The following is a 19,565-nucleotide window of genomic DNA, read 5'->3' as shown; positions in this document are numbered from 1 at the left end:
GGCGAGCCTATCTTTAAGTCAACAGTTGTTGGCCAACGAATGTTGGCAAGATCGAGGGAGTTGTCATGACCACCGTTCCCACCACCGCTTCCGTCGTCGTCGTGGGTGCCGGCCCGGTCGGCCTCACCGCCGGCATCGCCCTCGCCGACGCGGGTGTCGACGTCGTGGTGCTCGACCGGCAGGCCGAAGGGGCCAACACCTCCCGGGCCGTGGTCATCCACGCCCGCACGCTCGAGGTACTCGACACCTTCGGTGTCACCGCGCAACTGCGCGACCAGGGCCTGATCGTGCCGACCTTCGTGGCCCTCGACGGCGACCGGGAACTCGCGCGGGTCTCCTTCGGCGACCTGCCCACCGAATTCCCCTACACGGTGATGGTCGGCCAGGAGGTCACCGAATCGATCCTGCTGGCGCGGCTGCGGGCCGCCGGCGGCGACGTGCTGCGGCCGTACGCGGTCGCGTCGCTGACCCAGGACGAGTCGGGTGTGACCGTCGGCTACACCGGCCCCGACGGCACCGCCGGTTCGATCCGCGCCGACTACGTGATCGGCGCCGACGGCATGTACAGCACCGTGCGCGACGCCGTCGGTATCGGATTCGAGGGCGCCCAGTACCCGGAGTCGTTCGTGCTCGCCGACGTCCGGATGGCATGGCCCGCACCGCGCGACGAGGTCTCGCTGAACCTCTCGCCCGAGGGCTTCATGCTCGTCGCCCCGCTGCCCAACGAGCAACACGACCGGTACCGGATCGTCGCCCAGGTGGCCGAGGCGCCGGAGAAGCCGGATCTCGCTGCGGTACAGGCGATTCTGGACGAGCGCCGTCCCGCCGGCGGCGGCGAGGTGCGAGAGGTGCTGTGGAGCAGCCGCTTCCGCGTCCACCACCGCCTCGCCACCAGCTACCGCGCCGGCCGCGTCTTCGTCGCCGGCGACGCCGCCCACGTCCACAGCCCCGCCGGCGGCCAGGGCATGAACACCGGTATCCAGGACGCCGCCTACCTGGGCGGCCTGCTCGCCCAGGTCACCCGCGGCGCCGACCCCGCCCTCCTCGACGACTACGAGACCACCCGCCGCCCCGTCGCGGAGAGCGTGGTCGCCATGACCGACCGCATGACCAAGATGGCCACCCTCAGCGCCGCCCCCGCCCGCGCCGTCCGAAACCTGGTGCTGTCCACCGTGACCCGCATCCCGGCCGTCCGCGAAAAGCTCGCCTTCGTCCTCTCCGAACTCGGCTACCGCTGAACCGGACAGCCGTTCTCGCACCCGAATGCCAGGCCCCCGACAGCGAATTCACCGCTCGGGGGCCTTTCGTGGCTGTGTCGGCTAGGGCTGCGGCCCGTACAGTCGTGCTCCACGAGCGTGACCTGCCGCGATTCCGCCGACTGGGTGTAGCGCAACCGTTCGGCGGCCCGGGTGGACGATCCGGTCCGCGCCGCCGCCCGCACGACGCGCAACCCGACGACGGTGAACTCACCCATGCGAGAAACCGATACCGGGCATGCGAGATACTCGCTGGTCGCATGCCTGCCGGACTCGTAGTTTCGCGGATATGAGCACCGATACCGATCACGCGCTGATCACCGCCGTCTTCGCCGAACTGGCCCGCGGCAACGGCCGCGCCCTCACCGACGCCATGGCCGACGACTGCACCTGGACCTTCCCCGGCAGCTGGTCGTGGGCAGGCACCTGGGGGCCGAAATCGGCTGTGGTACAGGGCCTCCTGCGCCCTCTGCTGGCCCAGTTCGCCGGCGACTACCGCATGACCGCCGACGATATCCTCGCCACCGGTGACCGCGTCGTCGTCCGAGCCCACGCCACCGGCACCACCCTCGCCGGCACCCTCTACCCGCAAACCTATTGCCTGATCATGCGCCTCGCCGCCGGCCGCATCACCGAAATCGTCGAATACTGCGACACCGCCCTGGTGGAACGCGTCCTGCAACCCTTGCGCTGAACACGACAAAGGCCCCCGACCGCGAAAACGCTGGTCTGGGGGCCTTTCTCGGTGGTTCCCTCGGCAGGATTCGAACCTGCGACCTTCTGCTCCGGAGGCGGCCCGGGGCCGTCTTCGGGAACCTGAGACCGGTCACCGACCTGGCGAAACCATGTGGCCAGGTATCCGGTTGTCCGGGCCTGTCCATGTCACTTGTGACATCGCGGTGACATCGAGCGATGCCAGCACGCCCCGCTTGGGAGGCATAGGTGGCCCCCACTTTTGGGGGCATGCAGGCACGCCTGGACCGAATTACCGTCCCCGCAATGACCCGATCCGTCCACATTCGCACCACCCTCGGCATCCTGGCCGGGGTCGCCATCACTACCGCGCTCTCGGGCACCGCATCCGCCGACACGTCGACCGGCAGCGCCACAATCGACGTCCTCTCGATCGCGCGAGTCGGTTCGGCCGTACTGGCCATGAACCTGCCTGGTGGGTGCCTGGGAGATGGCCCGGCCGCCTCTCCATGCCACCCGAGCGGAAGTGCCGCGTTTCTGATCCAGGGCGCTTCCCTGTCAGCCGGGTAGCTGGTCCTGCGTCACCAGGACAACACGAAACCCGACTGCTCTTCTCCTGGGGCCCCTGCCCTGCAGCCGAGACGTGTTCCTGCGGACTGCACGGGCCGTGCCACGGTGATGTCCTGATCGAGCTGGGCGAACCCCACCAGCGCCGACCAGCGAGTAAGCGCTATCGGGACTGGTGAGCGGGACAGGCTACCCTTCGTGCTCCCTGTGCCAGCGATCTTCCTGCTGGGACGGGGGGACGTTTCGGCGTGGCGGGTCGGGGTAGCCACGTGGCGGCCTCCAGCCCGACCCCCTCGTCCGCCCCGACCCTTTCGGATTGGGGAAGCTCCCCAGACTGGCCAGGTTGAGTCGCTGCCACCAGTGTTTCGGGCGCCCCTCGTGCAGTCCGGCTTTTACCTCGGGATCTTCAGGATCCGTCATCACACACCACCAAAGTCGGGGATGGATCAGGTAACCACTTGAAACGGCAAGAACGCTGCTTCAAGCCTATGCCGGACGGCACCGGCTGGATAGTCCGTCATTATCGGCTCACCGATACCGCCACGCTTGCGCTATCTCGATGGTGAAGACCCCCGGCCGGCTTGGGACCGCGGTTCGGTAGCCCGGACCACGGCCAGGCCGAAAGCTGGTGCCGGCGGATCGGATGCGAGGCCGCGGGAGAGCAAGTCGGGAACGGCTTCGTCGTTGCAAGAGTGAGCGATTCAGAGACTGGGCGGAAAGGAGTAGGTGGGGACGGTCTATCGGGCTCGGTCCCGGGTGAGCCACGCGGAGCAGCGCACAACGTAGTCGGGCAGATCCGAGCGCAGGAACTCGTCAAGGTCCCACACCGCGGCCTCCGTGTCGCGCTGCCAGACGTACGTCCACGCCTTGGTGCCGTCCGTGAGCTGCAGAAGCTCACGGACGTAGTCGGTGTCTTCGAATCGGTCGAGGAGCATCCATTCGGCGGGGGTCAGGCCGGTGACAAGCTGTCCCGATATGCGCTGACCGGCACGGCGGACTAGACCGGGATACACCCGATCTGGGAGACGGGCAGCTGTCCAGCCCTCGAGTTCGGCCGGCCGATGGTCTGGAACCCTCCCGATGAGCGTCTTCATCACCTCGCTGGCCTGGAGCGTGCCATATGCGAACAGGGGCATGGAGGATTGGCCATCGGGCCCGAAGATGTCCGAGCGGTCCTCGTGCCCGCGGGAGGCGGTTGAAGACATGCGGGTTCCTCCTGGGCTAGCTCTGTCGCTCGATATGTTCAACATCCCACCGCAGGGCGACGTTCTGCGTGAGGCGGCAACGACTTTGGCCGAGGTTGTGACATTCGGTGACACCGAGGCCAGTTGATTTCGAGAACCAGAAAGGCCCCCGACCGCGAAATCGCTGGTCTGGGGGCCTTTCTCGGTGGTGCCCTCGGCAGGATTCGAACCTGCGACCTTCTGCTCCGGAGGCAGACGCTCTATCCCCTGAGCTACGAAGGCGGGGAATGCGGAAAGCCTATCGCATCACACCGCGAGCACCAAAAAGCGGGTCGGACCTGGTCGGATCAGTTCATGGGCAGGGGGGCTGCGCCGCGCTGGGTGAGCATCTGGGTCATGGTCTGCATCTCGCCCGCCTGGGTCTTGGCCATGCTGGCCGCCAGCGAGCGCACCACATCGGTGTCGGCGTGGTCGGTGGCGTCGGTGATCATCGGCAGGCCGCCCTGATGGTGGCGCAGCATGAGCTGCAGGAACAGCGTGTCCTGGGCCGGGCCGGTCAGCTTCTGCAACTGCTCCATCTCGGCGTCGGAGGCCATGCCCGGCATGCGCGGAACCGGGTGGGTGCCGGTCCCGGACATGCCACTCATGTCGTGCCCGCTCATGGGGACCGTCATCCAGCCCATGTAGCCGCCCACCGCGGCCACCGGCTTGTTCCACTGCTGCAGCCAGCCCTGCATCCGCCCGGCCTGGTTGGCCTGCGTGGTCATGATGTCGTAGGCCAGCCGTTTCACGTCCGGGTCACTGCCACCGGCGAATTCGAACGCCGACATCTGAACCGCCTGGGTGTGGTGGATCGACATGTCCTGGCAGAAGCCGACATCCACCGCGTTCGGCGCGGCACTGCTGTCCTGCAACGGAACTCGCAGCATCAGCCCGATCGCGATGCCGGTGCACAGCACCGCGATCAAGGCCAGGGCCGCCATGAGCAGTCGCTTGCGGCGCAGCGCGCCCGCGACCGGATCGGGCTCGGGAACCGCCGCGGTGGCGTCGGCCGCCATCTACTGCCCCGCCGAGGGCTGCTCGCCGCCCGGAACCGTGGCCCCGGACTGGTCCGGCGAACCCGGCACGGGCTCACCCGGCGCCGGCTCCCCGGGAGCGATCTGGCCGGGCTGACCCGGAACCGGCTGACCGGGCATGCCCGGCAGACCCGGGATACCACCAGGCAGGCCACCGCCGGGCAGACCACCACCCATGGTCTCCGAGGTGTCCTGCTGCAGGCCCTTACCGTCCATCGGGATCGCGTCCGGACCCGGCGTGCTCGGGTCGAAGGCCGGCGGGTTCTTGGTGTCGAACGTCGGGTTCGCGCAGTCGGCGCCGACCTCGGGGTACACGCCGTTGGAGTTCAGCCGCAGCGAGGTGATGAACTCGTCGATCCGCTTGTCGTCCGCGTCGGACAGCTTGAGCTGGTGCCCCCACGACTGCAGCGAGATCGGCTGGTCCAGGTTCGGGTACGGCGACAGCATCATCGCGGGCTGGCCGGTGACCTTGTCCTTCAGCGTGTCCAGGGCCGAACCGCTCACCTTGTCCGGGTTGTACGCGATCCACACCGCGCCGTGCTCGAGCGCGTGCACCATGTTCTCGTTGCGCACCGCCTTCGGATAGACGACGCCGTTGCACACCGCCCAGCTGGCATCGTGCGGGCCGCCCATCGGCGGGAACGAGTCGTAGGCGACCCGCTGCGAGGCCTGCACGTGCAGACCCGCGGGGAACTCCTTGTGCACGACGCCGGGGATGGCCAGCGACGGGTCCTTGTTCGTCGAACTCGGGGTGTACTTCTCGGCATCCGCCTTCTTCTGGTACAGCGGTACCAGATAGATGGCCAGGGCACCGATCAGCGCCACGATCACCGCGAAGGCGGCGATCGTCATCCACGGAATCTGGCGCTTCTGCGGCAGCTTGCCGCCCCGGCCACCCTTGCGGGCAGGCGACGATTTGGCGGCGGCGCGGATCGCCTTCGCCGATTGTGCGGACCGTTGTGGCCGGGCCGGCGGAGTTTCGGCGCTGGTGTTCGGCATCCTGGATGTGCTCTCTATCGACGTGTCGGATGGTCCTGGCGTGGAAGCTGGAGTGCTGCCCGCAGGTGCCCACTGGGAGCGGGCGCCTGTTCAGACCATAGGATAGATACCTGTGACTCCAGCTGACCTTGCAGATCTCCTTCGCGCCACTGCGGCGAAGGTGCTTGTCGAACGTGGATGCGACCCCGCGATCCTGCCCGACGAGGTCAAGGTCGAGCGGCCCCGCAACCCCGAACACGGCGACTATGCCACGAACCTGGCCATGCAGGTGGGCAAGAAGGCCGGACTGAACCCGCGGAATCTCGCCGAGGGCCTGGCTGCCGCGCTCACCGCCACCGACGGGATCGACGCCGCCGAGGTGGCCGGCCCGGGCTTCCTGAACATCCGGCTCGCCGCCGCCGCGCAGGCCGCGATCGTCGAGAAGATCCTGGCCGCCGGCACCGCCTACGGCACCGCGGACACCCTCGCCGGCACCAAGATCAACCTGGAGTTCGTGTCCGCGAACCCGACCGGACCGATCCACCTGGGCGGTGCCCGCTGGGCCTCCGTCGGTGACGCCCTGGGCCGCATCCTGCTCGCACAGGGTGGCGACGTCACCCGCGAGTACTACTTCAACGACCACGGCGCCCAGATCGACCGCTTCGCGAACTCCCTGGTCGCCGCCGCGCTCGGTGAGCCGACGCCCGAGGACGGGTACGCCGGCGCCTACATCGTCGAGATCGCGGACACCATCGTCGCCGCGCACCCCGAAGCCAAGGAACTCGCACCCGAGGCCCGCCACGAACTGTTCCGGGCCGAGGGCGTCGAGCTGATGTTCGCGCACATCAAGCGCACCCTGCACGAGTTCGGCACCGACTTCGACGTGTACTTCAACGAGAGCGCCCTGTTCGCCTCCGGTGCCGTCGAGGAGGCCCTGGCCACGCTCAAGGCCTCGGGGAACCTGTACGAGAAGGACGGCGCCTGGTGGATCGCCAGCACCGAGTACGGGGACGACAAGGACCGGGTCGTCATCAAGCGCGACGGCAACTCCGCCTACATCGGCGGTGACATCGCCTACTTCCAGAACAAGCGCTCGCGCGGCTTCGACCTGTGCATCTACATGCTGGGCGCCGACCACCACGGCTACATCGGCCGGCTCAAGGCCGCCGCCGCGGCCTTCGGCGACGACCCGGCCACCGTCGAGGTGCTGATCGGCCAGATGGTGAACCTCGTCCGCGACGGGGAAGCCGTGAAGATGTCCAAGCGGGCGGGCACCGTGGTCACCCTCGACGACCTGGTCGAGGCGATCGGTGTCGACGCGGCCCGGTATTCCCTGGTGCGGTCCTCGGTCAACTCCAGCATCGACATCGACCTGGATCTGTGGACCCGCGCCGACAGCGAGAACCCGATCTACTACGTCCAGTACGCGCACGCGCGCGCCTGCCGGATCATGGAGAACTCCGCGGCCTTCGACTTCGCCGCGGTGACTCCCGACCTGTCGCTGATGAACTCCGCCCGTGAGGGCGAACTGATCCGCACCCTCGGCGAATACCCGCGCGTGGTGGCGCTCGCCGCGCAACTGCGCGAGCCGCACCGTGTGGTGCGCTACCTCGAGGAACTGGCCGGTGCCTACCACCCGTTCCAGTCCGACGACGACATGCGCGTGCTGCCCAAGGGCGACGAGCCGGTCACCCCGCTGCACGCGGCGCGCCTCGAACTGGTCCGCGCCACCCGGCAGGTCCTGGCCAACGGCCTCGGCTTGCTGGGTGTCTCGGCCCCGGAACGGATGTGACAATATGAACGCCCATCCCGCTGGTCCGCGCCACGCGGATATCGCGCACGCGCCGAATCTGCCGGAGCGCCCGGCAGATCCGCGCCAGCTGATCGACCTGCCCGCCCACGTGTGGCCGCGCAACGCCGCCCGCGACGCCGGGGACGTGGTCACCGTGGCCGGGGTGCCGGTCACCGAGCTGGCCGCCGAATACGGCACCCCACTGTTCGTGGTCGACGAGGACGACTTCCGGTCCCGCTGCCGGGACATGGTGCGCGCCTTCGGCGCCGAGACGCGAGTCCACTACGCCTCCAAGGCTTTTCTGTGCGGCGAGGTCGCGCGCTGGGTGCGCGACGAGGGCCTGTCGCTGGACGTCTGTTCCGGCGGCGAGCTGGTCGTCGCGTTGCGCGCCGGCTTCCCGGCCGAGCGAATCGCCTTGCACGGCAACAACAAATCGGTCGCCGAGCTGGAGCAGGCGGTCGCCGCGGGCGTCGGGCACATCGTGATCGACTCGCTGATCGAGATCGAGCGCCTCGAAGCGGTCGCCGCCGCGGCCGGCGTGGTCACCGACGTGCTGATCCGGATCACCGTCGGCGTGGAAGCCCATACCCACGAATACATTTCGACCGCGCACGAGGACCAGAAGTTCGGCTTCTCGCTGGCCGGTGGCGACGCCATGCAGGCACTGGCCCGCGTCCTCGAGGCCGAGCACCTGCGCCTGGTAGGCCTGCACAGCCACATCGGCTCGCAGATCTTCGACGTCGCCGGCTTCGAGATCGCCGCCCGCCGCCTGCTCGGGTTGCTGCGCGAAGCGGTCGACAAGTTCGGCGCCGAACGCACCGCCGCCATCCACACCCTGGATCTCGGTGGCGGCCTGGGCATTTCGTATCTGCCGAGCGACGACCCGCCGACGCTGGACGAATTCGCGGCCGGGATGCGCACCATCGTGGCGGAGGAGGCGGCCCGCGCCGGACTGCCGATGCCGACCCTGGCCATCGAGCCCGGCCGCGCCATCGCCGGACCCGGCACGGTCACCGTGTACGAGGTCGGCACGATCAAGGACGTCTCGCTCGACGCCGGCGCGCAGCGCCGCTACGTCAGCATCGACGGCGGGATGAGCGACAACATCCGGCCCGCGCTGTACCAGGCCGACTACGACTGCCGGCTGGTCTCGCGCGGCAGCACCGCCGGTCCGGTCGTCGCCCGCATCGTCGGTAAGCACTGTGAATCCGGCGACATCGTCATCCGCGACACCTGGCTGCCCGCCGACGTCGGGCCCGGTGACCTGGTAGCCGTGGCCGCGACCGGCGCGTACTGCTATTCGATGTCCAGTCGCTACAACATGCTGACCCGGCCGGCCGTGGTCGCTGTTCGGGACGGGTCTGCGCGGCTGATTCTGCGGCGTGAGACAGTCGAGGATCTAGTGAGCCTGGAAGTGACCGCATGACGGGGTCGGGTGCCGGGGCGGTAGCGAAAGGAACCAGCATGACCAAGGCCGGATTCGACACCGATCACCCGATCGGTGTCGCCGTGCTCGGAATGGGCAATGTCGGGACCGAGGTGGTGCGGATCCTGCAGAACCAGGCCGACGACCTGCGGCAGCGGGTCGGCGCGCCCGTGGTGCTGCGCGGGGTCGCGGTCCGCCGCACCGACATCGACCGCGGGATCCCGGCGGAACTGTTGACCACCGACGCCGCCGGGCTGGTCGCCCGTGACGACGTCGACCTGGTCGTCGAGGTCATGGGCGGGATCGACCCGGCCCGGCAACTGATCCGTACGGCGCTCGAAGCCGGCAAGTCGGTGGTGACCGCGAACAAGGCGCTGCTCGCCGACTACACCGGTGAACTGGCCGCCGCCGCCGAGGCCAACCGCGCCGACCTGTACTTCGAGGCCGCGGTGGCCGGTGCGATCCCGGTGGTGCGGCCGCTGATCCAGTCGCTGTCGGGCGACCGGGTGAACAAGGTCGTCGGCATCGTGAACGGCACCACGAACTTCATCCTCTCCGCGATGGACGAGACCGGCGCCGACTACGAGGTGACGCTGAAGGAGGCGACCCGCCTGGGCTACGCCGAAGCCGACCCGACCGCCGACGTCGAGGGCTACGACGCCGCCGCGAAGGCCGCGATCCTGGCGTCGCTGGCCTTCCACACCCGCGTCACCGCCGCGGACGTGTTCCGCGAGGGCATCTCCAAGATCACCGCCGAGGACCTGGAGACCGCGTCCGCGTTGGGCTGCACGGTCAAGCTGCTCGCCATCTGCGAGCGCGTCGACGGCGACGGCGAGAAGGACCGCGTCTCGGTGCGGGTGTACCCGGCGCTCATCCCACGCAAGCACCCGCTGTCCGCGGTGACCGGCGCGTTCAACGCGGTCGTGGTCGAGGCCGAGAACGCCGGCCGGCTCATGTTCTACGGCCAGGGCGCCGGCGGCGCCCCCACCGCGTCCGCGGTGATGGGCGACCTGGTCATGGCCGCGCGCAACAAGTTCTACGGTGGGCGCGCGCCGGGCGAATCCGTCTATGCTGAGCTGCCGGTGGCCCCGATCGGTGACACACCGACCCGCTACCACGTGAACCTGCAGGTCGCCGACCGTCCGGGTGTCCTCGCGGCGGTGGCGAGCGAGTTCGCCAACCACGGGGTCAGCATCTCCACGGTCCGCCAGGAGGGCCATGGCGAGGGCGCCCGTCTGGTCGTGGTGACCCATCTGGCGAACGAGTCGGCGCTGGCCGATACGGTGGCCGCGGTCACCGAACTCGAGGCTGTCACCGCTGTGACCAGCGTTTTGCGATTGGAAGGAACGGCCGAATGAGCGGCCGGTATTCGAAAGGGACCCAGCAATGAGCACGACCGCTGTTCACACCCCCTGGCCGGGGCTGATCGCGGCCTACCGCGACCGCATCGCGGGCGCCGGCGACTGGGAGCCGGTCACGCTGTTCGAGGGGGGAACCCCGCTGGTCCCGGCACACCACCTGTCCGAGCTGACCGGCTGCGAGGTGTACCTGAAGGTCGAAGGCGCCAACCCGACCGGCTCGTTCAAGGACCGCGGCATGACCGTGGCCATGACCGACGCCAAGTACCAGGGCAAGAAGGCGGTGCTGTGCGCCTCCACCGGTAACACCTCCGCCTCGGCCGCCGCCTACGCCACCCGCGCCGGCCTGCGCTGCGCGGTGCTGATCCCGCAGGGCAAGATCGCGATGGGCAAGCTCGCCCAGGCCGTCATGCTCGGCGCCGAGATCATCCAGGTCGACGGCAACTTCGACGACTGCCTCGAGCTGGCCCGCAAGGTCACCGCCGAATTCCCCGAGGTCGGGCTCGTGAACTCGGTCAACCCGGCCCGCATCGAGGGCCAGAAGACCGCCGCCTTCGAGATCGCCGACGCGCTGGGCAAGGCGCCCGACGTGCACGTGCTGCCGGTCGGCAACGCGGGCAACATCACCGCCTACTGGCGGGGCTACAGCGAGTACTACGCCGACGGCATCACCACGGTGCGCCCGCGCATGCTGGGTGTGCAGGCCGCCGGTGCCGCGCCGCTGGTAAACGGTGCTCCGGTGAAGAACCCGGAGACCATCGCCACCGCCATCCGGATCGGCGCCCCGGCGTCGTGGAACCAGGCCGTGGCCGCCAAGGAGGAGTCCGGTGGGGCCTTCCGGGCCGCCACCGACGACGAGATTCTGGCCGCGTACCGCCTGGTCGCGAGCAAGGAGTCGGTGTTCGTCGAGCCCGCGTCCGCCGCGAGCGTCGCCGGTCTGCTGGCCGCGCGCGCCGAGGGCTGGATGGAACCGGGCCTGACCGTGGTGTGCACGGTCACCGGCAACGGTCTCAAGGACCCCGATACCGCGCTGCTCGGTATCGGCGAGGTGCAGGCGATCGCTGTGGACCCGGTCGCGGTGGCCCGTGAACTCGAGCTGGCCTGAGTTGAACCAGAGCGACGGGCAGGTGAAGACCCGTACCCTGCCGCCCGGGATCACGGTGACGGCCCGGGTGCCGGCGTCCAGCGCGAACCTGGGTCCCGGTTTCGACTCCCTGGGTATCGCGCTGGGGCTCTACGACGAGATCGTGGTCACCACTACCGATTCCGGGCTCACGGTGCGCGTCGAGGGGGAGGGCGCGGACGACGTGCCTTGGGGCCCCTCGCATCTCGTGGTGCGGGCGGTGGAACGTGGCCTGGAGTCGGCCGGTGTCTGGTCCGACGGCCTGGACGTGGTGTGCCGCAACGTGATCCCGCACTCGCGGGGCCTGGGTTCCTCGGCCTCGGCGGTGGTCGGCGGTCTGGCGGCCGGGCGCGGTCTGGCGGCCCGGTTCGACTCGGCGCTCTCCGGCACCGACGCCGAATTGGTGCAGCTCGCTTCGGAATTCGAGGGTCACCCGGACAACGCGGCGGCCAGCGTGTTGGGCGGCATCGTCGTGTCCTGGACCGACACCGGCGATCTCGACGCCGAAGCGACCGGCCCGGTGCGCGAGTACCGCGCGGTCCGGCTGGAACCGCATCCGGCGCTGCGCGCGACGGTCCTGATCCCGCAGGAACGTTCGTCGACCGCGCACACCCGCGGCCTGCTCCCCGAGCTGGTGCCGCACGGTGACGCGGCCTTCAACGCCAGCCGTGCGGCGCTGGCCGTCGTGGCGCTCACCCAGCGCCCCGACTTGCTGATCCCGGCGACGGCCGACCGGCTGCATCAGGGCTATCGGGCCTCGGCGCTGCCGCTGACCACCACCTGGATCGAGCGCCTGCGGTCCGCCGGAATCGCCGCGACGGTGTCCGGTGCGGGACCGACCGTGCTGGCCCTGAGCACCGGCGATTTCCCAGCCGAGCTGCGGAAACTCGCCGAAGCCGACGGCCTGCGCGTGCTGGAGCCGGAAATTTCCGCCGGCGTCCAGGTGTTGTGAGTGGTGTGCCGGGCGTGCCAGTCTTGCTGACCTGAGATCGGGCGGCTATCCTGAGCGAGTCCGTACATCGTGCGCGTCAGACGCCGGTGCTTCATCAGGGCATTTCGCTCCAGCAGCTCCCGCTCAGGCTCGAGTTCCCGCGAACAGCGACTGGAATGATCTCTCCCACTCTTGTGCACTGGTGGCAGTGACCAAGCGTATGAAGCGGCCGGTCCGGCAGGGGGCAGGCGTACGGCATCCGAGTTCGGCACAGTGACCGAACGTCGGAACAAAACCCTCGAACAATGCACACGGCACTCGAGGGAAGGAAAGGATTTCCGTGACAGATACGGACCTGCTCGCGACACCCGGGGTGGAATCCGACGCCAGTCCCTCGGGCCGACGCGAAAGTGAATCCGGACAGATTTCGAAGATGAGCGAACACACCGACGTCGCACGATCGGGGCTGACTGGAATGTTGTTGCCGCAATTGCGTGCGCTCGCCGGGGAACTCGGTATCCGGGGCACCTCGGGGATGCGCAAAGGCGATCTGATTGCCGCCATCAAGGAGAATCAGTCCGCAGCGGCCGGTAAGCCGGCCCGCGGCAAGGGCGACGAGCCCAAGGCCGAGGTGAGCGCCCCGGCCGCGCCCGCTGCGGCGGCGACCGCGCCCGCCGAGGCGCCGGCCGAGCCGAAGCGTGAGGCGCCCAAGCAGTCCGCGCGCGAGACGCAGAAGCAGCCGGCCAAGACCGAGACCGCATCCGTCCGCACCGACGAGCCCCGCACCGAGCAGCCCGCCCGTGAGGGTGCCGAATCCCCTGCGCGCAGTGGCGATTCCGGCGAGGAGCAGGGTCAGCAGCGCGGCGAGCGCAACCGCGGCGACCGCGGCCGGCAGCGCCGTGGCCGCGACCAGCGTGGTGGCGGCAGCGACGAATCCCGGTCGGCGGAGGCCACCGGTGAGGCCAAGCCCGAATCCGAGGGCGGCGAGCGTCGCCGCGAGCGCAACCAGCAGGGCGACCGCCAGCAGGGCGACCGCCAGCAGGGCGAGCGTCAGCAGGGTGGCCAGCAGAACGGCTCGGCCCGCCGCGACAACCGCGACAACGCCGGTGACGACGACGAGCGTGGTGGCCGTCGGGGCCGCCGCTTCCGTGAGCGTCGCCGCGGCCGCGACCGCGACGGCATGTCCGACGCCCGCGGCGGTGACGTCGAGATCCGCGAGGACGACGTCCTGCAGCCGGTGGCCGGCATCCTGGACGTGCTCGACAACTACGCGTTCGTGCGCACCTCCGGCTACCTGGCCGGGCAGAACGACGTGTACGTGTCGATGAACCTGGTCCGCAAGAACGGTCTGCGCCGCGGTGACGCCATCACCGGTGCGGTCCGCGCGCCCCGCGAGGGCGAGGCCGGCAGCCAGCGGCAGAAGTTCGACCCGCTGGTGCGCCTGGACACCGTGAACGGCGCCGAGGTCGAATCCGCCAAGAACCGGCCCGATTTCGGCAAGCTCACCCCGCTGTACCCGAACCAGAGACTGCGGCTCGAGACCACGCAGAACAAGCTGACCGGCCGGATCATCGACCTGATCATGCCGATCGGTAAGGGTCAGCGTGCGCTGATCGTGTCGCCGCCGAAGGCCGGTAAGACCACGATCCTGCAGGACATCGCCAACGCGATCGCGACCAACAACCCCGAGTGCTACCTCATGGTCGTGTTGGTCGACGAGCGTCCGGAAGAGGTCACCGACATGCAGCGCTCCGTGCGCGGCGAGGTGATCGCGTCCACGTTCGACCGGCCGCCGGGGGACCACACCTCGGTCGCCGAGCTCGCCATCGAGCGGGCCAAGCGCCTGGTCGAGATGGGCCAGGACGTCGTGGTGCTGCTCGACTCGATCACCCGTCTGGGTCGTGCGTACAACAACTCCTCGCCGGCGTCGGGCCGCATCCTCTCCGGTGGTGTCGACTCGACCGCGCTGTACCCGCCGAAGCGGTTCCTGGGCGCGGCGCGCAACATCGAGAACGGTGGCTCGCTGACCATCATCGCCACGGCGATGGTCGAGACCGGTTCCACCGGTGACACGGTCATCTTCGAGGAGTTCAAGGGCACGGGTAACGCCGAGCTGAAGCTGGACCGCAAGATCGCCGAACGCCGGGTGTTCCCCGCGGTCGACATCAACCCGTCCAGCACGCGGCACGACGAGCTGCTCATGTCGCCCGACGAGATGGCGGTCGTGCACAAGCTGCGGCGTGTGCTGTCCGGCCTCGACTCGCACCAGGCGATCGACCTGCTGATCGACCGGCTGAAGAAGTCGAAGAACAACCTCGAGTTCCTCATGACGGTCTCCAAGACCGCCCTGGGCGGCAGCGACGAGTGATGCCCGGGGGTAATTCCCTGAGCATTCGGAAACGGCGGTCCTGCTTCGGCAGGGCCGCCGTCGTCGTGTAACCCCCGGAATAATTGCCGCGTGGACTGCGCTTATACTGGTCCGTCGGCAACAATGCCTGAGTCGGTTCCGGTTCACGTCCGCTGTGCGGGCGACCCGGCGCCATCGAAAGGACACCCATGAAGGCAGGGATTCACCCCACCTACGTTGACACCACCGTGGTCTGCGGTTGTGGCAACACGTTCCAGACGCGCAGCACCAAGGAGTCCGGCCACATCGTGGTCGAGGTGTGCTCCCAGTGCCACCCGTTCTACACGGGCAAGCAGAAGATCCTCGACACTGGCGGCCGCGTCGCCCGCTTCGAGGCCCGGTACGGCAAGCGCCCGGCCAAGAAGAGCGACGAAGCCAAGTAGCTGGTTTCCCGACGCCCGTCCTGCAGCGCAGGCCGGGCGTCGGCGCGTTTATGTGACCGCCTGACTTACCCGAGGAGCCCCGCCCAGATGGCCGACCACAACGCCCCTTCCGCCATCGACGACATCCTGGCCGAGCACGCCGGACTCGAGCTGCAGCTGTCGGATCCCGCGCTGCACAACAACCCGGGCGAGGCCCGGCGGGTGGGTAAGCGGTTCGCGGAGCTGGCGCCGGTGATGTCGACCTACACCAAGCTGGTGAGCGCGCGCGACGATCTGGAGGCCGCGCGCGAACTGGCCGGTGACGATGCCACGTTCGCGGCCGAGGTGCCGGTGCTCGAGGAGCAGGTCACCGAGCTGGAGAAGCAGCTGACCGACCTGCTGGCCCCGCGCGACCCGCACGACGCCGACGACGTCGTCCTCGAGGTGAAGTCGGGGGAGGGCGGCGAGGAGTCGGCATTGTTCGCCTCCGATCTGGCCCGCATGTACATCCGGTACGCGGAGCGGCACGGCTGGAAGGTCGAGGTGCTCGGCGTCACCTACTCCGACCTCGACGGTTACAAGGAAGCCAGCTTCTCGATCAAGGCGAAGGAACCCACCCGCGACGGGGTGTGGTCGCGGCTGAAGTTCGAGGGCGGCGTGCACCGCGTGCAGCGGGTGCCGGTGACCGAATCGCAGGGCCGCATCCACACCTCCGCGGCCGGCGTGCTGGTCTACCCGGAGCCCGACGAGGTCGCCGAGGTCGAGATCGACGAGAAGGATCTGCGGATCGACGTGTACCGGTCCTCCGGTAAGGGCGGTCAGGGCGTCAACACCACCGACTCCGCGGTGCGCATCACGCACTTGCCCACCGGTCTGGTGGTGACCTGCCAGAACGAGCGGTCCCAGTTGCAGAACAAGATTCGTGCCAAGCAGGTGCTGGCGGCTCGGTTGCAGGCGCTCGCCGAGGAGCAGGCCGACCAGGACGCGGCCGCCGGGCGCGCCTCGCAGATCCGCACGGTGGACCGGTCCGAGCGGATCCGCACCTACAACTTCCCGGAGAACCGGATCGCCGACCACCGCATCGGGTTCAAGGCGCACAACTTGGACTCGGTGCTCGACGGCGACCTGGACGCGCTGCTGGACGCCCTCGGCCAGGCCGACCGAGCCGCCCGGATGGCCGCGGAGTAATCGTGGGTGCGGCGGAACCGGCCCGGGTGCGGGCCGAGGTGGTGGCGGCGGCCGCCCGGCTGGCCGCGGCCGGCGTGCACAGTCCGCAGACCGACGCGGAACTGCTCGCGGCGCATGTGCTCGGTGTCGCACGGGGCTGGCTGGCGATGACCCCGAGCTTCGAACCCGATCAGCTGGAACGGTTCCGGGCTCTGGTGGCGCAGCGGGCTACACGAATTCCGTTGCAGCACTTGACCGGGGTGGCCGGGATGGGCGAGATCGACCTCGAGGTCGGCCCCGGTGTCTTCGTGCCGCGACCCGAGACCGAGCTCGTATTCGCTTGGGCGCTGGAACAAGTCGCGGCCGTGTGGCATCCGCAGCCGGTGGTGGTGGATCTGTGTACCGGTTCGGGCGCTTTGGCGCTGGCGATCGCGCACGCGCGCCCGGATGCGCAGGTGCACGCCGTCGAACTGGACCCGGACGCGCTGAGCTGGGCCCGGCGCAACGCGGATCGGCAAGCCGCCGAAGGTGATACGCCGATCACCGTGCACGCGGGCGACGTCACCGACCCGGAGGTTCTCGCCGCGCTGTCCGGTCAGGTCGACATCGTGGTGGCCAACCCGCCCTATATTCCGGTGGACGCCGTCCTGGATCCCGAAGTGGCCGACCATGATCCGCATCTCGCGCTGTTCGGCGGCGTCGACGGCCTGGATGTGATCCGCCCGATGGTCGGCACGATCGCCCGCCTGCTGCGCCCGGGCGGGGTGGCCGCGGTCGAACACGACGACACCAACGGTTCCGGGGTCGCGGCACTGTTCCGTGATCGCGGTGAATTCGGTTCGGTGACAGAACATCCCGACCTCGCCGGAAAGCCGCGCTTCGTCACCGTCCGCCGTACGTCCGGCTGCGGCGGTTCCGGCCGAACGGCCTGGTAGGCCCGGGCCCCCTACCGGCCCGGGCCTCTCGTGGACCCGTCGGCCCCGGATGCGGGCGACGGCTCCACACTTGTTGCCTGCCGAGCTGCGATGAATTCTGTTCCACCGCAGCGCATCCCGGAACGGGCGAACTGTCCGGGCCGCCGGCGAAGGGCAGCCCGGCGCGGATCGGCCGCGCTCAGTCCTGGATGCGGGCGAAGGGCTGCGCTTCCTCCAGCAGGAACGACACCTCCAGCAGGGTGCGCTCGTCGCCGTAGGCGCCCGACAGCATCACGCCGACCGGAAGGCCCTCGGGGGTGCGGCCCATCGGCAGCGAGATGGCGGGGGTCTTGGTGATGTTGTGCAGCGGCGTGTAGCCGCAGTAGCGCAGGAGGCGGTCCATCAGCTGGTCGTAGGGCTGGGTCGGTGCGAGGTGACCGAGCTTCGGGGTGGTGTGGCTCAGCACGGGGGAGAGCACGACCTCGTGGCGGGTGAACAGCCGCGCGTAGGCGGCCGCGGCCCGGTTCAGGCGCAGCAACGCGCCGGGGGTGCGGCTCAGGTTGCGGCGGTGGTGGGCGCGCAGGCCCAGCGCCAGGCCGTCGGATTTGCCGGCGTCGTAGGACTTGTCCAGGATCAGCTTTCCGGTGCTGACCGCGAGATCGGCCAGCAGACCCCAGTATTGGACGAAGTCCTCGGCGAACTGCGGGGTGACCGGCGGCGCGACCGGCTCGACGATGTGTCCGGCCTGTTCCAGTAGTGCGGCGGTGCGTTCCACGGCGTCGCGGGTGGGCGCGTCCACGGTGGCGTCGTTGACCGATTCCATCATCAGGCCGACCCGCAGCTGCCGCTGGGCGGGGCCTTGGACCAGCCCGATGGGCGCGAGTTTCGGGTTGCGCCAACGGTCTTCCATGGCGGCCACGAACGCGGCGGTGTCGCGCACGGTGCGGGTCACCACACCCTCGGAGATCATCTTGATCGGCAACTGCCGGACCTGTTCGCCGTCGATGTGGCGGCCGTGGCTGGGTTTGAGGCCGACCAGCCCACCGCAGGCGGCGGGGATCCGGATCGAGCCGCCGCCGTCGTTGGCGTGCGCGATCGGCACGACGCCGGCCGCCACCAGCGCGGCCGACCCGCCGGACGAGGCGCCGATCGAGTACTCGGTGTTCCACGGGTTGCGGGTGGGCAGGCCGGTCATGAACTCGGTCGAGGCGCTGAGCCCGAACTCCGGCATCCGGGTCTTGCCGATGAATGTCATTCCGGTGCCGAGGTATTGGGCCGTGTACTGGCCGTCTTTCGCGGCGGGCCGGGCGCGGAACGCCTCGCTGCCGTGGGTGGTGGGCAGGCCGGCGACGTCGGTGTTGTCCTTGATGAAGGTGGGCACGCCGTAGAGGCCGCCGGCGGGGCTGTGCGCGTAGCGCGGCGTGTCGTAGGCGGGCAGTTCGACTGCGTTCAGTTCGGGGTCGACGGTGCGGGCGCGGGCGATGGCCGCGGTCGCGAGCTCCTGCGGGCTCAGCTCGCCGGTGCGGATCAGGCGGGCGAGGGCGACCGCGTCGTGGTCGCCGAGAGCGTCGTCGCGGAACGCGTGCACAGACTTCATGAGCGAAAAGTCTAGAAGGTCTTCCAGACTTTGGGCAGGAATCTCTGGAAGATCTTCCAGACTCGTAGGATGGGCGCTGTGACCGAACGCCGCCATCGCCCCAGCGCTCAGGCGCGGCGTGCCGCGTTGCTGCGGGCGACCGTCGAGGTCGCGGCGGCCGAGGGGGTCGCCGGAATCACGCACCGCGCCGTCACCGAACGGGCCGGCCTGCCGCTGGCCACGGTCAGCTACTTCTTCGACTCGATCGGCGCCTTGATCGAGGAGGCGCTGCGGGACTCGGTCGCCGCCGACGCCGCCGTCCAGGAGGAACTGGCCGAGGCGCTCGCCGAAGCCCACAGCTCGCCGGAAGAAGTGGTCGCGGCCTTCACTCCGGCCGTGGCACCCCGATTCCCGGACACCCTCGCGATGCTCGAGGCGTACCTGCACGCCGCGCGGCACCCCGAATTCCGCGACGCGGTCGCCGACGCCCTCGCCATGAGCCGGCAGGTGTCGGCCGCGGCGGTGCGCGCCGCCGGCGCGCCCGATCCGGAAGCGGTCGCGCCCGCCTTCGCCGCGGTCGCCCACGGATTCGCGCTGCACGAACTCGCGGTGCCCGGTTCCGTGCCGCCGGAGTACTTCGACTCGGCGTTCCGGGCCCTGTTCCTCGGATTCCTGCTGGACGCGGGCCACGTGGACCTGGCCATGGAACTACGCCGCCAACCCGCGCCCGAGGCGTAACCCGGTCCGCGACTCCT

At 69.4% G+C, this 19,565-nt stretch carries 18 protein-coding genes and 1 tRNA gene; 13 read left to right on the top strand and 6 right to left on the bottom strand.

Going from position 1 to position 19,565, the window contains the following annotated elements; all coding sequences use genetic code 11:
* Positions 1-65: 65 nt before the first annotated feature.
* A complete protein-coding gene (locus tag EBN03_RS15745) occupies positions 66-1,238 on the top strand; it encodes an FAD-dependent oxidoreductase (protein ID WP_122188802.1) in 1,173 nt (390 codons plus the stop codon).
* Here EBN03_RS15745 and EBN03_RS35845 read toward each other — a convergent pair.
* A complete protein-coding gene (locus tag EBN03_RS35845) occupies positions 1,229-1,474 on the bottom strand; it encodes a helix-turn-helix domain-containing protein (RefSeq protein WP_122188801.1) in 246 nt (81 codons plus the stop codon). The genes EBN03_RS15745 and EBN03_RS35845 overlap by 10 nt on opposite strands.
* A 71-nt stretch (positions 1,475-1,545) precedes the next feature.
* Between EBN03_RS35845 and EBN03_RS15735 the strand changes: the two genes are divergently transcribed.
* On the top strand, positions 1,546-1,950 hold the full coding sequence (locus EBN03_RS15735; RefSeq protein WP_122188800.1) for a nuclear transport factor 2 family protein: 405 nt from the start codon (positions 1,546-1,548) through the stop codon (positions 1,948-1,950).
* A 305-nt stretch (positions 1,951-2,255) separates the two neighbouring features.
* A complete protein-coding gene (locus EBN03_RS15725; RefSeq protein WP_122188799.1) occupies positions 2,256-2,519 on the top strand; it encodes a hypothetical protein in 264 nt (87 codons plus the stop codon).
* Positions 2,520-3,253: 734 nt separating this feature from the next.
* On the opposite strand, the gene EBN03_RS15720 is transcribed toward EBN03_RS15725, so the two are convergent.
* From EBN03_RS15720 to EBN03_RS15705, 4 genes are all read right to left on the bottom strand, one after another.
* Positions 3,254-3,721 (bottom strand): gamma-glutamylcyclotransferase family protein, encoded by a 468-nt coding sequence (locus EBN03_RS15720; protein WP_158675633.1) that lies wholly within the window; start codon positions 3,719-3,721, stop codon positions 3,254-3,256.
* Between the two features lie 185 nt (positions 3,722-3,906).
* Positions 3,907-3,982 (bottom strand) — tRNA-Arg (locus EBN03_RS15715).
* Positions 3,983-4,047: 65 nt separating this feature from the next.
* On the bottom strand, positions 4,048-4,758 hold the full coding sequence (locus EBN03_RS15710) for a DUF305 domain-containing protein (protein ID WP_122188797.1): 711 nt from the start codon (positions 4,756-4,758) through the stop codon (positions 4,048-4,050).
* Positions 4,759-5,775 (bottom strand): DUF3105 domain-containing protein, encoded by a 1,017-nt coding sequence (locus tag EBN03_RS15705; protein ID WP_122188796.1) that lies wholly within the window; start codon positions 5,773-5,775, stop codon positions 4,759-4,761. It lies immediately after the preceding gene.
* 112 nt (positions 5,776-5,887) lie between these two features.
* Between EBN03_RS15705 and argS the strand changes: the two genes are divergently transcribed.
* From argS to prmC, 9 genes are all read left to right on the top strand, one after another.
* Positions 5,888-7,546, top strand: coding sequence for an arginine--tRNA ligase (gene argS / locus EBN03_RS15700; protein WP_122188795.1), 1,659 nt, complete (start codon positions 5,888-5,890; stop codon positions 7,544-7,546).
* Positions 7,547-7,550: 4 nt separating this feature from the next.
* Entirely contained in the window at positions 7,551-8,972 is a 1,422-nt protein-coding gene (gene lysA / locus EBN03_RS15695; protein WP_122188794.1) for a diaminopimelate decarboxylase, read from the top strand.
* Between the two features lie 38 nt (positions 8,973-9,010).
* Complete coding sequence (locus tag EBN03_RS15690) at positions 9,011-10,330, top strand: homoserine dehydrogenase (protein WP_122188793.1); 1,320 nt, start codon at positions 9,011-9,013, stop codon at positions 10,328-10,330.
* A 28-nt stretch (positions 10,331-10,358) separates the two neighbouring features.
* Complete coding sequence (thrC, locus tag EBN03_RS15685) at positions 10,359-11,435, top strand: threonine synthase (RefSeq protein WP_122188792.1); 1,077 nt, start codon at positions 10,359-10,361, stop codon at positions 11,433-11,435.
* 22 nt (positions 11,436-11,457) lie between these two features.
* Positions 11,458-12,405 (top strand): homoserine kinase, encoded by a 948-nt coding sequence (gene thrB / locus EBN03_RS15680; protein WP_199742799.1) that lies wholly within the window; start codon positions 11,458-11,460, stop codon positions 12,403-12,405.
* Positions 12,406-12,724: 319 nt separating this feature from the next.
* A complete protein-coding gene (gene rho, locus EBN03_RS15675) occupies positions 12,725-14,752 on the top strand; it encodes a transcription termination factor Rho (RefSeq protein ID WP_122188790.1) in 2,028 nt (675 codons plus the stop codon).
* Between the two features lie 188 nt (positions 14,753-14,940).
* Positions 14,941-15,174, top strand: a complete 234-nt coding sequence (gene rpmE / locus EBN03_RS15670; protein ID WP_122188789.1) for a 50S ribosomal protein L31 — start codon at positions 14,941-14,943, stop codon at positions 15,172-15,174.
* An 87-nt stretch (positions 15,175-15,261) separates the two neighbouring features.
* Positions 15,262-16,341, top strand: a complete 1,080-nt coding sequence (prfA, locus tag EBN03_RS15665) for a peptide chain release factor 1 (RefSeq protein WP_122188788.1) — start codon at positions 15,262-15,264, stop codon at positions 16,339-16,341.
* Positions 16,342-16,343: 2 nt separating this feature from the next.
* Positions 16,344-17,255: a peptide chain release factor N(5)-glutamine methyltransferase gene (gene prmC, locus EBN03_RS15660; RefSeq protein WP_122188787.1), complete on the top strand. Its 912-nt coding sequence runs from the start codon at positions 16,344-16,346 to the stop codon at positions 17,253-17,255.
* A 178-nt stretch (positions 17,256-17,433) separates the two neighbouring features.
* Here prmC and EBN03_RS15655 read toward each other — a convergent pair whose 3' ends face one another.
* Positions 17,434-18,831: an amidase gene (locus EBN03_RS15655; RefSeq protein ID WP_122188786.1), complete on the bottom strand. Its 1,398-nt coding sequence runs from the start codon at positions 18,829-18,831 to the stop codon at positions 17,434-17,436.
* A 78-nt stretch (positions 18,832-18,909) separates the two neighbouring features.
* Between EBN03_RS15655 and EBN03_RS15650 the strand changes: the two genes are divergently transcribed.
* Positions 18,910-19,548, top strand: coding sequence for a TetR/AcrR family transcriptional regulator (locus tag EBN03_RS15650; RefSeq protein ID WP_158675632.1), 639 nt, complete (start codon positions 18,910-18,912; stop codon positions 19,546-19,548).
* The last annotated feature ends 17 nt before the right edge of the window (positions 19,549-19,565 follow it).

The sequence above is a fragment of the Nocardia stercoris genome (assembly GCF_003696265.1).
Taxonomy (GTDB): Bacteria; Actinomycetota; Actinomycetes; order Mycobacteriales; family Mycobacteriaceae; genus Nocardia; species Nocardia stercoris.
The sequence above is the reverse complement of the archived record's forward strand: the minus strand, read 5'-3'. Positions and strand labels throughout refer to the sequence as shown.